This window comes from Psychrobacillus sp. (genome assembly GCF_032154225.1).
In the GTDB taxonomy this organism is placed as follows: Bacteria; Bacillota; Bacilli; order Bacillales_A; family Planococcaceae; genus Psychrobacillus.
In genome coordinates, this window is sequence record NZ_JALDYF010000002.1 from 96,755 (window position 1) to 110,985 (window position 14,231).

Here is a 14,231-nt window from a genome sequence, read left to right on the forward strand (position 1 = left end):
GTGTATGAAATGCCTGAATTACCAGAGGTGGAAGGTCTTGTACAATCATTAAAACCAATTGTTACTGGACGAACGATTCAATCTGTCGACATTTCAGAGACGATTATTACTTCGAAAGCGATTGGAAAAGAAGCGATTTTAAAAGGGATGGACGTAGATAGTTTTTGTGAAGCAATACCGCAAATGACTATTGACCGAATTGAGAGACGTTCGAAATATATTTATTTTCATTTGTTGAAAGATGGAGTTCCATATTTGCTTGTTTCTCATCTCGGTATGTCAGGTGCTTGGTTTTATGTGCGGGATTTACATGATATTTTAGAGGAAAAGTTTAGGAAACATTCGCATATTATTTTACATTTAGATAATGGAGATTTGCTCGTATATGCAGATATTCGTCGTTTTGGAGAGCTTCGTTTATTAATAAGCGAAGTGGATCACCCTCCTTTATTGCTAATGGCACCGGAGCCTTTTGATGTAGGAGCTTTAGAGCATTATTTAGAGAAGAGTGTATTGCCTAAATATGAAAATAAAGCGATTAAAGAGTTCATAATGGATGGGCATATAGTTTCCGGTTGTGGAAATATATATGCGACCGAATCATTGTTTCGCATGAGGATGCATCCAGGTCGAAAAGTGAAACGCATTAGTAAGGAAAGAAAAATTCAGTTATTCAATGAAATCGTTGTCGTGCTGTTAGACAGTATTCATAATGGGGGCAGTACAATTTCCGATTACCGTTCGATTAATGGTGAGTCAGGAAATATGCAAAATAGACTTCAAATGTATGGTAAAAAGAATTGTCCTATTTGTGATGCAATAACAAAGCAGCAAACAATAGGAGGAAGAACCTCCACTTATTGTGCGACTTGTCAAAAGTAATGGAGGGGTTATATGATTATTGGTTTAACGGGAAGTATAGCTAGTGGAAAAAGTACGGTTTCGAATATGCTTAAAGCATTGGAGTATCCCATTATTGATGCCGATTTAGTTGCTCGCGTTGTTGTCGAAAAAGGAACGAAAACGCTTGAGGTGATCAAGGAAGCCTTCGGGGAAGAAGTAATCATGCAAGATGGTTCACTTCATCGTGAAAAATTAGGAGATATTATTTTTTCTAATCCATTAAAGCGAAAACAATTAAATGATATTATTCATCCGGCTATTCGAGCAGAGATGTTGCGTCAAAAAGATGAATTGCTCGCGGTGGGTCATCGTCATATTGTGATGGATATTCCTTTGTTATTTGAAAGTAAGCTCCAGCATTATGTAGATAAAATATTAGTGGTGACTGTCACGGAAGAGATTCAACTTGCTAGGCTGATAGCTAGAAATAATTATACGCTGGAGGAAGCGAAATCACGCATTCAATCTCAGTTGCCGCTTTCGATTAAAGAGCAAGGTGCGGATGCTGTCATTTACAATAATGGAACGGTTGCGTATACAGAAGAACAGTTGAAGAAAATATTGGCTGTGTGGGAAAATTAGTTTGATGAATAGGCTATTGTAAGTGACTAAGTCGCTTGCAATAGCCTATTTTATGTTTACGATCATATCCTATTTCTTGAAAATGTGTGCTAAATAGTGCGTCATAGTGAATAGTCCCTATGCCTTCGCGCTTGCCGCACCTTGCATGAGCCAACTTGTGCTGCGCTCAAGTGGGTCTCATACTTCGGCTCATGCGGCCCGACGCGCTACGGCATTCAGTAAATCTCTATTTATATAGGTTTGTAATCATATAGCTTAACGATAAAATGGGACAATCCATTTTCTATTTTCATTTACTTTCCCATCTTGCACTCTACGTTTTAGTTAGAAAAAAAGCAGGTTTAGTTGGAAAAGTCTTATAGAGGGGTAGTCTGAAAGTTCCTGACATGTTCCATTGGATTGGAGCGAAAGAGGTGGCGACACCAGCGGGGAAAGCAGATGTTTTCTGCGACGAGTAACCGCAGGAGCACTGAGCTGAAGACCCTGGACTGAACGAAGTGAAGGAAGCTGCTAAAGCCGTGCCCGCGGTAAGCGTCCGCCTCTGTAGCGCAAATCCCTACCGAAACCACTAAATTGAATAAAGTGGTTAATCAACACGCGTGGTTTACGATTATTATTATTATCTGAATAAAAGAATTTTTTTAGAATACGGAATTGAGGCTACATGATATCGAATATGTGTTATACTAATTGTGGATAAACAAATATAAAGTATCACACAGTCACAGGAGGACTTTTTCACATGACAGCTTCTATCGCAATAAACGGTTTTGGACGAATTGGACGAATGGTATTTCGCCAAGCAATTTTACAAGATGACTTGAATATTGTAGCAATAAATGCAAGATATCCGTTGGAAACGTTAGCGCATTTGATCAAATATGATTCAACTCACGGAGTTTTTCCAGGAGAAGTTTCAATAGAAGAAAATGCACTAATTGTAAATGGTAAGCGTGTACAAATCGTTAATGATCGCGATCCATTAAACTTACCTTGGAAAGAATTGAACATCGATATTGTAATCGAATCAACAGGGAAATTTAATGATGGTGAAAAAGCAGCTGCTCATTTACAAGCTGGAGCTAAAAAAGTAATTATTACTGCTCCTGCGAAAAATGAGGATATAACAATTGTGATGGGTGTTAATGATGACAAATTAGATATCGCAAATCATCATATTATTTCGAATGCAAGCTGTACAACAAACTGTTTAGCTCCTGTTGCGAAAGTGTTACATGACACATTTGGGATTGAAAATGGATTAATGACGACAGTTCATGCATATACGAATGATCAAAATAATTTAGATAATCCACATAAGGATTTAAGACGTGCTCGTTCTTGTGCACAATCGATTATTCCAACTTCTACTGGAGCTGCGAAAGCCCTTACATTAGTAATGCCTGAATTACAAGGGAAATTGCATGGTATGGCTTTACGTGTGCCTACGCCGAATGTTTCATTAGTCGATTTAGTAGTCGATTTACAAAAGGATGTTACGGTAGAAGAAGTAAATGCAGCATTTATTAAAGCTTCCGAAGGGTCTATGGAAGGCGTTCTTAAATTTTCGATGGAGCCACTTGTATCGATTGACTTTAATACAACGGCTTATTCAGCGACGGTTGATGGCTTAACGACAATGGTAATTGGGGATCGTAAAGTGAAAGTACTTGCTTGGTATGATAACGAGTGGGGCTATTCGGCGCGCGTTATAGACTTAGCGAAAAAAGTAGCAACTGGTCTTTAAATTGCTTGAATCCTCTTCCTTTTAAAGGAGGGGGATTTATTATATGTTGCATAATGAAGTAAAACATCCTATAATGAAAATCGTGTACTTAACATACACAGACTACTTAAAGGGTTGGGACCTCTTTGGACTAACTTTCCCCCGTGGTAGTCAACTTTGATTTTTAAATTTTTAAACCAAAATTTATCAAAGGGGGAAACGGACATTGGAAACGATGGGACGTCACATTATTGCAGAACTATGGGAATGCGATTTCGATAAACTTAACGACATGCAATTTATCGAGCAAACATTTGTTGATGCTGCATTAAAATCTGGTGCAGAAGTCAGAGAAGTTGCATTTCATAAATTTGCGCCTCAAGGTGTAAGTGGAGTCGTTATTATTTCAGAATCGCATTTAACGATTCACAGCTTTCCAGAGCATGGTTATGCAAGCATCGATGTGTATACTTGTGGAGACTTAGATCCATCAATTGCTGCTAACTATATTGCAGATGCTCTTAATGCTGGAACACGCGAAACGATTGAAATGCCTCGTGGTATGGGTCCAGTAAGTGTACCTAAATCACGCACGACAGTTCAAGCGTAATACTTTAGCCTAACTGAGTGAGCAGAGGATATATTCCTCTGCTTTTTCGATTTTTATGAAGAATATTGCTATAATAGATATATAAATTAACGTATGGAATTAGGAGAGGTCAATATGAGATGCCCGGCTTGTCAGTATAATGGCACAAAGGTTGTAGATTCACGTCCAGTGGATGACAGTAAGGCGATAAGAAGAAGACGGGAATGTGAAGACTGTAGTTTCCGATTTACTACATTTGAAAAAGTAGAAGAAACTCCATTAATCGTTGTGAAAAAAGATGGTTCCCGTGAAGAATTTAGCAGAGAAAAAGTACTAAGAGGTTTAATACGTGCATGCGAAAAACGCCCAGTTGCTTTAGATCAATTAGAAGATATCGTATTTTCTATTGAAAAAGAGCTTCGAAGAACTGGAAACGCAGAAGTGCGGACAGAAGAAGTTGGAGAAAAAGTGATGGATAAGCTTTCAGAAGTAGATGAAGTTGCTTATGTTCGTTTTGCTTCTGTTTATCGTCAATTCAAAGATATTAATGTTTTTATCGATGAACTGAAAGAGATTTTAAAGAAAAACCCAACATTATAAGAAGTAGAGAGGAGTAGGTGCAGTTGTCGATGTTATATAAGGAGCTTCAACCAGCAGACATGTATATGATTCGCCTGCCGTATTCTTTTTCAGATTATGACCGTCAATTATTAACATTGTTTTATCAACCACTAATTGGTGCTGAAAGTGTCAGTTTATATTTAACATTATGGGCAAACGGAGAGCTAAAGAAGGACGAGCAATGGGCTCATTATCATCTGATGAATGTTCTTGGTACATCTATAGGGAAAATATTTCAAGCTAGAATTACACTGGAGGCAATTGGTCTACTGCGTACATGGCAAAAAACAACTGATAGTGGGCGCACTTTCTATTATGAGCTTTCGGCTCCTTTGGATGCAGACTCCTTTTTAAAAGACCCGCTATTATCGATGTTTTTGCTCAATAAAGTCGGAGAAAATGCATATAAGCAATTAAGAGCTCGCTTTATCCAAAATGCTAATTGGAAAGATGAATTTAGAGATGTTTCTCGAACATTTATGGATGTATTTAAACCGTCAACTCAAACAGGGATTCCTGTTTCTCATGAGGAGCAGTTTGAATCAAAGGAACGGAATTCGGATCTTCCTTTCTATTTCGAGTCGTTTAATTTTTCTTTATTGGAAGAAGGATTGTCTGAACAACTTGTGCCAAAGTCGGCGATGACGATTGAAGCGAAAGAAGTTATTTCAAAGCTTTCATTTTTATATAATTTGAATCCGATAGAAATGCAAAAAGTCGTTATTCTTGCACTAGATGATGAGTTGCAATTGTCCGATGCTCGATTGAAAAAAGCATGTGCGGATTATTATAAGTTAACGATATCGAAAGTTGCTCCGGTTATTCAAAAAGTAGTGGAGCCTAAAAAGGTGCAACAAGTAAGTGACAATCCTTTAACAAAAGAAGAGGAGCTTATTCACTACTTAGAAACATCTTCACCAGTAACTGTGTTAAAGGATATTGCAAATGGAAAAGAACCGATTCTTGCGGATGTACAGTTAGCTAACCAATTAGTTACACATTATAAAATTCCAGTTGGTGTCGTAAATGTTTTACTTCAGTATGTTTTGTTGCGTACGGATATGAAACTGACGAAAAGCTATGCGGAAAAAATAGCTTCACATTGGATGAGAAAAGATGTGAAGACAGCAAAAGAAGCGATGGAGCTTGCTAGAAATGAACATGAGCAGTACATAAAGTGGAAAAATGAAGGATCAAAGCAAAAAACGTATGCTAAAAAGCCAACAAGAGAAGAAAAAGTACCTGACTGGTTTTATAAAAAAGATGGGGAAACGAAGTTATCGGGAGCAGAAACGAATGGTATTCAAAATATAGATGAAGAACGACAAAAACTAATAGCTGAACTCGGTATGACTAAAAGGTAGGTGACGGAAATGGAACGGATAAATGAAACATTAAAAAGAGTTATAACTCCTGAATTTACAACAAGACTAGATGATATGAAAGCAGAAGTGCTGGAAGATCCAGGAATAAAAAAGTTTCTAGAAGAAAATGCTGCTACTATTACACCAAAAGTAGTGGATCGAAGCCTGAGCAAATTATATGAATATAAGACTTCATCGCATAATTGCGAATCATGTCCTTCTTTAGAGCAATGCATAAATAATTTAAAAGGATTCGAGCCAAAGCTTGTTTTAGATCGTAATTTCATCGATTCTGCATTTGTACGCTGTAAACGTGGCGTGATAGAAGATGAACGGAAAAAAGTAACTTCTATGATAGATAGCATTCATATGTCCAAAGAAGTAATGGAAGCGACTCTTGCAACTGTTGATTTAAAAGATGACAGCCGTGTAGTAGCCGTTAGTGCAGCGAACGCCTTTTTAAATGAGTGGAAGCGTACGAATACGTTGCCAAAGAAAGGGCTGTACATTTACGGTCCGTTTGGTGTAGGGAAATCGTATTTATTAGGTGCTTTAGCAAATGAACTGGCAGCTCTACATGTTCATTCTGTCGTCGTATACGTGCCTGAGTTTTTAAGAGAAATGAAACAAGCGATACAAGATCAGTCGTTGGCTGAAAAAATCGAATTTGTGAAACGAGCACCTGTACTTATGCTAGATGACTTAGGTGCCGAAGTAATGTCCAGTTGGACGAGAGATGAGATTTTAGGCACTATTCTACATTATAGAATGTCGGAGCAATTGCCGACGTTTATATCATCTAACTTCAATTACGAGGATTTACAGGATAATTTATCCTTCACGCAGCGCGGGGAAAAGGAAGTCGTGAAAGCAGGAAGAATTATGGAACGAATTCGTACACTGACTATCCCGATTGCACTTCATGGAAAGAACTGGCGAGAAAATAAATAACAACTTGCAAAAGACTTTTCGGTAAAGTATAATCATTTTCATAAGAATAAACATATGCGTTGATGAGAACAACAATCAGTTTGTACGACTTTATAGAGAGAGAAGCCCTGGCTGAAAGCTTCTTAAGAACCGACAATCGATTTACCACCTCGGAGCAGTAACTGTAAATTTATATAGCAGTTGCCGGTCACCGGTCCGTTAACCGATGCAGAGCTTCGTCTATTTTTTATTGAATGGACAGAAGAAGGGTGGAACCACGATTTAACCTCGTCCCTTTTTAGGGATGGGGTTTTTTATTTTGTCTAAAAATGATTATATGTTCTCTCGACTATATTCAAAACTAAAAGGAGTGTTCAAAATGGCAGAAATGATTCAATTGAAATTTCCAGATGGAGCAGTGAAGGAATTTCCAATGTCTACAACAACAGAAGAAATTGCTCAGTCCATTAGTCCAGGGTTACGTAAGAAAGCATTAGCAGGTAAATTAAGCGGACAGCTAATTGACTTGAAATCACCTATTACAAAAGATGGTGATATTGCAATTGTTACTCCTGAATCAGACGAAGGATTAGAAATTTTACGTCATAGTTCAGCACATGTACTTGCACAAGCAGTTAAACGCCTGTTCAAAGATGTGAAGCTAGGTATTGGACCAGTTATTGAAAACGGATTTTATTATGATATCGATTCTCCAGAACCAATTACAGCAGATGATTTGGCGTTAATCGAAAAAGAAATGAAAAAAATTATCAATGAAAATATAGAAGTGGTGCGTCATGATGTATCTCGTGAAGATGCATTTGAAAAGTTTAAAGACGATGAGTATAAAGTAGAATTACTTGAAGCAATTCCAGCAGGAGAACAAGTTTCTATTTACGAGCAAGGCGACTTTTTCGACCTTTGCCGCGGAGTGCATGTGCCTTCAACAGGAAAACTGAAAGAGTTCAAATTATTAAGCATTGCTGGAGCTTACTGGCGCGGAAATAGTGACAATAAAATGCTTCAACGTATTTACGGAACTGCATTTTTCAAAAAAGAAGATCTTCAAGCACATTTACAAATGTTAGAAGAAGCAAAAGAACGTGATCACCGTAAAATCGGAAAAGAATTAGCGTTATTTACAAACTCTTTAAAAGTTGGTCAAGGTTTGCCGCTATGGTTGCCAAATGGTGCAACAATTCGCCGTGTAATCGAGCGTTATATCGTAGATAAAGAACTTAAACTTGGCTATAAGCATGTGTATACGCCAGTGCTTGGCTCAAAAGAGCTTTATGAAACATCAGGACACTGGGATCATTACCAAGATTCTATGTTCCCTCCAATGGTAATGGACAACGAAACATTAGTATTACGTCCGATGAACTGCCCTCATCATATGATGATTTTCAAAAATGGCATGCATTCATACCGTAATCTACCTTTACGTATTGCTGAACTTGGTACAATGCATCGTTATGAAATGTCTGGAGCGGTTTCTGGTTTACAGCGTGTGCGAGGAATGACATTGAATGATGCGCATCTTTTCGTAAGACCTGATCAAATTAAGGCAGAGTTCAAAAAAGTAGTGGAGTTAATCATTTCTGTTTATAAGGACTTTGATTTAAAAGACTATTCTTTCCGCGTGTCTTATCGTGACCCAGCAGATAAAGAAAAATATTTTGATGACGATGCTATGTGGGAAAAAGCACAAAGCATGTTAAAAGAAGCGATGGATGAGTTAGGCTTAGATTATTTCGAGGCTGAAGGAGAAGCAGCATTCTACGGCCCGAAATTAGATGTTCAAGTGAAAACGGCTATTGGTAAAGAAGAAACATTATCAACTGTTCAACTTGATTTCTTATTGCCAGAACGCTTTGATCTTTCTTATGTTGGAGAAGATGGGAAACCTCATCGTCCAGTTGTCATTCACCGCGGAGTCGTCTCGACAATGGAACGTTTTGTTGCATTTCTAATCGAAGAATATAAAGGTGCATTCCCAACTTGGTTAGCTCCAGTTCAAGTAGAAATTATTCCAGTATCGAATGAAGTGCATTTCGAATTTGCCAAACAAATCGAGGAGCAATTAGTTGCTGCTGGTTTACGAGTAGAAATGGATGACCGTGAAGAAAAACTTGGCTATAAAATTCGTGAAGCGCAAATGCAAAAAGTTCCGTATATGCTCGTTCTAGGCGATAAAGAATTAGAATCTGGTAATGTAAATGTGCGTAAATACGGAGAACAGCAATCAGAAAGTATTCCATTTGCTGAATTCCTAGAGCGTATTTTGCAAGAAACCCAACATTAATCATTTAAAGTGTTGACATGTTTTAAAGTAGATGATATAGTAAATAAGGTTATTGAATACAAGTTTGTGGTATAAGAAGAGGCTGCCCGCTTCTCACCTGTTTGACACATTAAGTTGTTGACTGGTAGACACACGATCGAATGTAACATGTAGTTAGCTACATGTACTCATATCGGCGGGCAGACATAAAACTTATGTCTGTTCGCTTTTTTTATTGGTCGAACCAGGCGTAAGTAGTTCGCTACTACAGAATTTATGCCCAAACCATGTATTCGCGACACTATCAGGAGGTGGATTGTTATTAGCAAAGACATGTATGTAAACGACGGCATTAGAGCACGCGAAATACGAGTTATCGACCAAAATGGCGATCAATTAGGATTAAAAACGCGTAATGAAGCACTTGAAATTGCCGGCCGTGTTAATTTGGATCTTGTCCTTGTGGCTCCTCAGGCCAAGCCGCCGGTCGCTCGTATCATGGACTATGGTAAATTCAAATTTGAGCAGCAGAAGAAAGATCGTGAAGTTCGTAAAAATCAAAAAATCATCGTGATGAAAGAGGTTCGTTTGAGCCCAACAATCGATGAGCATGATTTCCAAACGAAATTGAAAAACGCGATCAAGTTCCTTGAAAAAGGAGATAAAGTGAAAGCATCTATTCGCTTTAAAGGTCGTGCCATCACTCATAAAGAGATCGGACAACGAGTTTTAGATAGATTTGCAGAAGCTTGTACGGAAGTATCCACTATCGAGTCAAAACCGAAAATGGATGGCCGTAGTATGTTCTTAGTGCTTGCACCAAAGAATGAAAAACAGTAATAGAGTACAATTGTTTAGGAGGAATTCGACATGCCGAAAATGAAAACTCACCGTGGAGCTGCAAAGCGTTTCAAAAAAACCGGGACTGGAAAATTAAAACATGACCGTGCTTTTGGAAGCCACTTATTCGCTAACAAATCTACTAAAGCAAAACGTAAACTACGTAAAACTAAAGTAGCATCTTCAGGCGATTACAAACGTATCAAAACTTTATTAACTTACATGAAATAATAACAGAAATTCAATCATTCGAAAGAATAGCAGGAGGTAATGAATCATGCCACGCGTAAAAAGCACACCAGTAACTAAACGTCGTCGTAAAAAAGTATTAAAATTAGCTAAAGGTTATTACGGTTCTAAACATACATTATACAAAGTTGCTAACCAACAAGTAATGAAATCATTCATGTATGCATACCGTGACCGTCGCAACAAAAAACGTGATTTCCGTAGACTATGGATTACACGTATCAATGCGGCAGCACGTATGAACGGACTTTCTTATAGCCGTTTAATGCACGGATTGAAATTAGCTGAAATCGAAGTTAACCGTAAAATGTTAGCTGACCTAGCTGTGACAGATGCTCAAGCATTCACACAATTAGCAGATGCAGCAAAAAAAGCAATCGCTAAGTAATTTTAATATAAAACGCTCATAAGGGATTCTTCCTTTTATGAGCGTTTTTTTATTTGAAGTTGTACGTGACGAAAATATTCGGTCGTAGCTACTCCGTATGTTAAAATAGAAAGAGATTTCTACTATAGTAGTTTAAAGGAGCTAATCATGGAACAAATGTTGCTTTTATTTATATTAATCATGTCTGTTATAGCTTTCGGTGTAATGGGCTATGATAAATCACAGGCCAAAAAACGTGGGCAACGTGTATCGGAGCGCACTTTATGGACATTAGCGGTATGTGGAGGCGGAATCGGTGCTTATCTAGGCATGCAAATGTTTCGTCATAAAACAAAGCATACGAATTTCCGCGTCGGATTTCTCATGCTGATGATTTTATATGCATTTTTAATTTTTTGGATAGTAAAAGCGAACAACCCTGTGATTGCATAGGCTGTTCGCTTTTTTATTCATATAATTTTGAGGCACTTCGAGATTTTGTGAGATACTCAAAGATTATCTGAGTATCTCAAAATCAGCCGCTTACTTATACTTCGTCTTTCATTAACTGTTCGATTGGGCTTTTCCAATTTATATTCGCAGATGGGTAATTCATGCGTATTTCATTTTGCAAGAAACGAAAATCTTCCTTTGTAAGACCTTGAAGTTCAGAATAATTTTTTGTCCAGATGAAAATAGATACTATTTCAAATGATTGATCAGTTGTGCCCAAATACTTTTCACCTTCAAATAAGGCTCCTTTATACGTAATGAAAAAGTTTTTGCGAACATTTTTTATATCATCATAAAAATAGTACTGTTCTTTTTCATATGCTTCATCTAATTTTCTTTTCGGATCAAACAAATAACGAAGAATCTTATAAAAAGCATATATAATAAGGGTTATAATTAGTAGTCGAAGTATGAAAATCATGTTAAATGTCCTCCTTGTAAAATACCTAGTACCTGCTATACGATAGAAGAGGTAGTTTGGTTTCAAAATAAATAATTTTTTTTTGGAGGAACATATGAATTTAGAAAAACTATTTACGATGCAGCAGGCATTAGACGAATATATTCAATCAAATAAGCAAGTAGATGAAGATGTTTTTATAAAAAAAGGATTGGCACTCTTAGTCGAGCTTTCAGAACTTGCAAATGAAACAAGATGCTTTAAGTTCTGGACAAATAAAGGGCCATCTGAACGAGCGATTATTTTAGAAGAGTATGTAGACTCTATTCATTTTTTATTGTCATTAGGCATTGAAAAAGACTTGCAGCATATAAAATCTTGGCCAACGGAAGAAAGAGCTGGGGATTTAACAAAACTATTTATATCTACATCGAAAGCAAATCATGATTTTCTAGATAATCCTACAATGGAGCTGTATAAAGAAGTGTGGATTCAATACGGTGCAATTGCAAAATTACTCGGTTTTTCAAATGAGGAAGTAATAAATGCTTATATTAGTAAAAATGAAAAAAATTATGAGCGTCAGCGTACAGGGTATTAATAATATTTTGTAAATGCTTTCATAATACTTTATAATAAATTTGAAGCAGTTATTTAGGAGGGCGAAATAATGACAAAGCTAGATGCAACATTAACAATGCTAAAGGATTTAACGGATGCAAAAGCAATTCCAGGAAATGAACGTGAAGCGCGTGAAGTAATGGAAAGATATATAACACCTTACGCAGATAAAATAGAATATGACAATCTAGGTAGCATCATCGCAGAAAAAGTTGGCGATGCAAATGGCCCGAAAATTATGGTTGCAGGCCACTTAGATGAAGTTGGATTTATGATTTCTAAAATTGATGATAAAGGGTTTTTAAGCTTCCAAACAGTAGGCGGCTGGTGGTCACAAGTAATGTTGGCACAACGCGTTACAATTGTAACTCGTAAAGGGGACAATATTACAGGAGTTATTGGTTCAAAACCACCACATATTTTGACACCAGAAGCTCGCAATAAACCAGTTGATATTAAAGATATGTTTATTGATATCGGTGCTTCATCGAAAGAAGAAGCAATGGAGTGGGGCGTATTACCAGGAGATATGGTAGTTCCTTATTTCGAATTTACTGTTATGAACAATGACAAGCTATTGTTAGCGAAAGCATGGGATAACCGTATCGGTTGTGCGATTGCAATTGATGTATTAAAAGGCTTAAAAGATGAAAAACATCCGAATACCGTATATGGAGTAGGTACTGTGCAAGAAGAAGTTGGACTTCGCGGAGCAAAAACTGCTACTGTAAAAGTACAACCGGATATTGGATTTGCAGTTGATGTAGGTATTGCAGGAGATACACCTGGAATTACACCAAAGGAATCGACAAGTAAAATGGGTGCGGGTCCACAAATCGTGTTATTCGATGCATCGATGGTTTCTCATAAAGGGTTGCGCAATTTTGTTGTAGATACAGCAGAAGAAAACAATATTCCTTATCAATTTGAAATGATTCCTGGTGGTGGGACGGATGCAGGCTCTATGCATATTTCTTTAAACGGTGTTCCAGCACTTTCTATTGGAGTTGCAACACGTTATATTCATTCACATGCAGGCATTCTTCATCGTGATGATTATGAAAATACAGTGAAGCTTATTGTCGAAGTGATTAAAAAATTAGACCGTGATGCGATAAATGAATTAACTTTTAGCTAAGATAAGGGTGAAGTACAAGTAGGGGAAAGAACGGATGGAGAACCATTTACTCTAATTCCCCTAAAATTTCCGAATAAAAATTAGATATTAACATTAGTAGAAAAGAACTTGAAAGAAAAAACATTTATTAATTCTAATGGTGAAATGGATGAAGGCAAAATTAAAAATGAGTTCGGTGCGGTAACGAACTCATTTTTACCAAGCTGCCTAATCAAATAACAGTGTTTAACTTTTAGGGGTCACTTCAATATATCAGTCTTTTTCTCACTTCTAGAAGTTATCTAATTCTTCCTGTAACATCAGTATTTCGTAGTTGATTATTAATTATTCTTATTAAGTTTCCATTTGCTATTTTTTGCAAAATTCTTGTTTCTATCTCTGCTTCAGAATCAAGTATAGTGCCGCGAAGGTATTCATTTCGACCATACTCGTTATTATACAAATCCATATCTCTTTCTATACCGCTGGTAATATTCTCATGAGCATCTCCCCACTGTTTGGCCATTACTGTTCCAAATTTTTTACTCATGAATGCATTCCAACTTGCATGTTTAAATGCATTCGCATTACCATTGTCTGCAACTGGATTAGCAAAAAAGTATGCAGTCCTAGCTGTAGCAAGCTCTGAAGCAGCAAATGCAAGCACGGCATTATAAGGATATTGCCGCGCTAATTCTATTTCCTTACTATTCAAATTTGGACCGGTTGGTAAACCAGAATCATGTGAATCAATCTTGCTTTCAGCAATTTCAGTTAATACTAAAGACGCTTGCTTGTTCTTTTCTTCCTCACTTAATTCTGAAAAACCCTCAATTTCAGAAAGTATTGCATCAGCCTTAACAAAGTCTTTGTAAGTTAAAGATTCTAATACTGAGTCTGTTATTAAAGGTTCTGCACCTTCATTTGCTTTAGCATAACTTGCACCATTGAACATAAGGACTGAGAAAAAGAACGCTACTAAAACAGTTAGCTTTTTCATTCTACGATCACTCTCCATTCTATTTTTTGGTAAAATAATTCCTTAATCTACCTAAATTCACAATATCACTTAAAATATCATATTTAAATATAATATTTGGAATTTAATGAAAATTACACTTGGTG

16 protein-coding genes are annotated in these 14,231 nt (G+C 37.0%); 14 read left to right on the forward strand and 2 right to left on the reverse strand.

What is annotated here, in order from left to right; translation table 11 throughout:
- The first annotated feature begins 9 nt into the window (after positions 1-9).
- From mutM to RUH95_RS04365, 12 genes are all read left to right on the forward strand, one after another.
- The gene (mutM, locus tag RUH95_RS04310; RefSeq protein ID WP_313891605.1) at positions 10-882 is read left to right on the forward strand and encodes a bifunctional DNA-formamidopyrimidine glycosylase/DNA-(apurinic or apyrimidinic site) lyase; all 873 of its coding nucleotides are present in this window, start codon (positions 10-12) and stop codon (positions 880-882) included.
- Between the two features lie 12 nt (positions 883-894).
- Positions 895-1,485, forward strand: coding sequence for a dephospho-CoA kinase (coaE, locus tag RUH95_RS04315; protein WP_313891606.1), 591 nt, complete (start codon positions 895-897; stop codon positions 1,483-1,485).
- Between the two features lie 742 nt (positions 1,486-2,227).
- A complete protein-coding gene (locus RUH95_RS04320; protein ID WP_313891607.1) occupies positions 2,228-3,232 on the forward strand; it encodes a glyceraldehyde-3-phosphate dehydrogenase in 1,005 nt (334 codons plus the stop codon).
- 205 nt (positions 3,233-3,437) lie between these two features.
- Positions 3,438-3,821, forward strand: a complete 384-nt coding sequence (gene speD, locus RUH95_RS04325; protein ID WP_313891608.1) for an adenosylmethionine decarboxylase — start codon at positions 3,438-3,440, stop codon at positions 3,819-3,821.
- Positions 3,822-3,935: 114 nt separating this feature from the next.
- Positions 3,936-4,400: a transcriptional regulator NrdR gene (gene nrdR / locus RUH95_RS04330; protein WP_313891609.1), complete on the forward strand. Its 465-nt coding sequence runs from the start codon at positions 3,936-3,938 to the stop codon at positions 4,398-4,400.
- 29 nt (positions 4,401-4,429) lie between these two features.
- Positions 4,430-5,785 (forward strand): replication initiation and membrane attachment family protein, encoded by a 1,356-nt coding sequence (locus tag RUH95_RS04335; protein WP_313891862.1) that lies wholly within the window; start codon positions 4,430-4,432, stop codon positions 5,783-5,785.
- A 9-nt stretch (positions 5,786-5,794) separates the two neighbouring features.
- A complete protein-coding gene (gene dnaI, locus RUH95_RS04340) occupies positions 5,795-6,736 on the forward strand; it encodes a primosomal protein DnaI (protein ID WP_313891610.1) in 942 nt (313 codons plus the stop codon).
- A gap of 358 nt (positions 6,737-7,094) precedes the next feature.
- Positions 7,095-9,020: a threonine--tRNA ligase gene (gene thrS, locus RUH95_RS04345; RefSeq protein ID WP_313891611.1), complete on the forward strand. Its 1,926-nt coding sequence runs from the start codon at positions 7,095-7,097 to the stop codon at positions 9,018-9,020.
- A gap of 255 nt (positions 9,021-9,275) precedes the next feature.
- On the forward strand, positions 9,276-9,839 hold the full coding sequence (infC, locus tag RUH95_RS04350; protein WP_313891612.1) for a translation initiation factor IF-3: 564 nt from the start codon (positions 9,276-9,278) through the stop codon (positions 9,837-9,839).
- 30 nt (positions 9,840-9,869) lie between these two features.
- The gene (rpmI, locus tag RUH95_RS04355; RefSeq protein WP_053588661.1) at positions 9,870-10,070 is read left to right on the forward strand and encodes a 50S ribosomal protein L35; all 201 of its coding nucleotides are present in this window, start codon (positions 9,870-9,872) and stop codon (positions 10,068-10,070) included.
- A 46-nt stretch (positions 10,071-10,116) separates the two neighbouring features.
- Positions 10,117-10,476 (forward strand): 50S ribosomal protein L20, encoded by a 360-nt coding sequence (gene rplT, locus RUH95_RS04360; protein ID WP_313891613.1) that lies wholly within the window; start codon positions 10,117-10,119, stop codon positions 10,474-10,476.
- A gap of 147 nt (positions 10,477-10,623) precedes the next feature.
- Positions 10,624-10,908, forward strand: coding sequence for a DUF1294 domain-containing protein (locus RUH95_RS04365; RefSeq protein ID WP_313891614.1), 285 nt, complete (start codon positions 10,624-10,626; stop codon positions 10,906-10,908).
- Between the two features lie 94 nt (positions 10,909-11,002).
- Here the strand turns inward: RUH95_RS04365 and RUH95_RS04370 are convergent, their stop codons facing one another.
- The gene (locus RUH95_RS04370; protein WP_313891615.1) at positions 11,003-11,389 is read right to left on the reverse strand and encodes a sigma-w pathway protein ysdB; all 387 of its coding nucleotides are present in this window, start codon (positions 11,387-11,389) and stop codon (positions 11,003-11,005) included.
- A 94-nt stretch (positions 11,390-11,483) separates the two neighbouring features.
- Here RUH95_RS04370 and RUH95_RS04375 point away from each other — a divergent pair, with 94 nt between their 5' ends.
- Both RUH95_RS04375 and RUH95_RS04380 read left to right on the forward strand, forming a co-directional pair.
- Positions 11,484-11,969 (forward strand): dUTP diphosphatase, encoded by a 486-nt coding sequence (locus RUH95_RS04375; RefSeq protein ID WP_313891616.1) that lies wholly within the window; start codon positions 11,484-11,486, stop codon positions 11,967-11,969.
- A gap of 69 nt (positions 11,970-12,038) precedes the next feature.
- Positions 12,039-13,127: a M42 family metallopeptidase gene (locus RUH95_RS04380; RefSeq protein ID WP_313891617.1), complete on the forward strand. Its 1,089-nt coding sequence runs from the start codon at positions 12,039-12,041 to the stop codon at positions 13,125-13,127.
- Between the two features lie 277 nt (positions 13,128-13,404).
- Here RUH95_RS04380 and RUH95_RS04385 read toward each other — a convergent pair whose 3' ends face one another.
- Positions 13,405-14,106 (reverse strand): DUF6973 domain-containing protein, encoded by a 702-nt coding sequence (locus RUH95_RS04385; protein WP_313891618.1) that lies wholly within the window; start codon positions 14,104-14,106, stop codon positions 13,405-13,407.
- Positions 14,107-14,231 lie beyond the last annotated feature (125 nt).

Bases quoted from the DNA above. Each gene is read 5' to 3' on its own strand.
- rplT (WP_313891613.1), top strand. From the start codon at position 10,117: ATGCCACGCGTAAAAAGCACACCAGTAACTAAACGTCGTCGTAAAAAA.
- thrS (WP_313891611.1), top strand. From the start codon at position 7,095: ATGGCAGAAATGATTCAATTGAAATTTCCAGATGGAGCAGTGAAGGAA.
- nrdR (WP_313891609.1), top strand. From the start codon at position 3,936: ATGAGATGCCCGGCTTGTCAGTATAATGGCACAAAGGTTGTAGATTCA.
- mutM (WP_313891605.1), top strand. From the start codon at position 10: ATGCCTGAATTACCAGAGGTGGAAGGTCTTGTACAATCATTAAAACCA.
- RUH95_RS04385 (WP_313891618.1), bottom strand. From the start codon at position 14,106: ATGAAAAAGCTAACTGTTTTAGTAGCGTTCTTTTTCTCAGTCCTTATG.
- RUH95_RS04375 (WP_313891616.1), top strand. From the start codon at position 11,484: ATGAATTTAGAAAAACTATTTACGATGCAGCAGGCATTAGACGAATAT.
- coaE (WP_313891606.1), top strand. From the start codon at position 895: ATGATTATTGGTTTAACGGGAAGTATAGCTAGTGGAAAAAGTACGGTT.
- dnaI (WP_313891610.1), top strand. From the start codon at position 5,795: ATGGAACGGATAAATGAAACATTAAAAAGAGTTATAACTCCTGAATTT.
- rpmI (WP_053588661.1), top strand. From the start codon at position 9,870: ATGCCGAAAATGAAAACTCACCGTGGAGCTGCAAAGCGTTTCAAAAAA.
- RUH95_RS04370 (WP_313891615.1), bottom strand. From the start codon at position 11,389: ATGATTTTCATACTTCGACTACTAATTATAACCCTTATTATATATGCT.
- RUH95_RS04335 (WP_313891862.1), top strand. From the start codon at position 4,430: ATGTTATATAAGGAGCTTCAACCAGCAGACATGTATATGATTCGCCTG.
- RUH95_RS04365 (WP_313891614.1), top strand. From the start codon at position 10,624: ATGGAACAAATGTTGCTTTTATTTATATTAATCATGTCTGTTATAGCT.
- infC (WP_313891612.1), top strand. From the start codon at position 9,276: ATGCCCAAACCATGTATTCGCGACACTATCAGGAGGTGGATTGTTATT.
- RUH95_RS04320 (WP_313891607.1), top strand. From the start codon at position 2,228: ATGACAGCTTCTATCGCAATAAACGGTTTTGGACGAATTGGACGAATG.
- RUH95_RS04380 (WP_313891617.1), top strand. From the start codon at position 12,039: ATGACAAAGCTAGATGCAACATTAACAATGCTAAAGGATTTAACGGAT.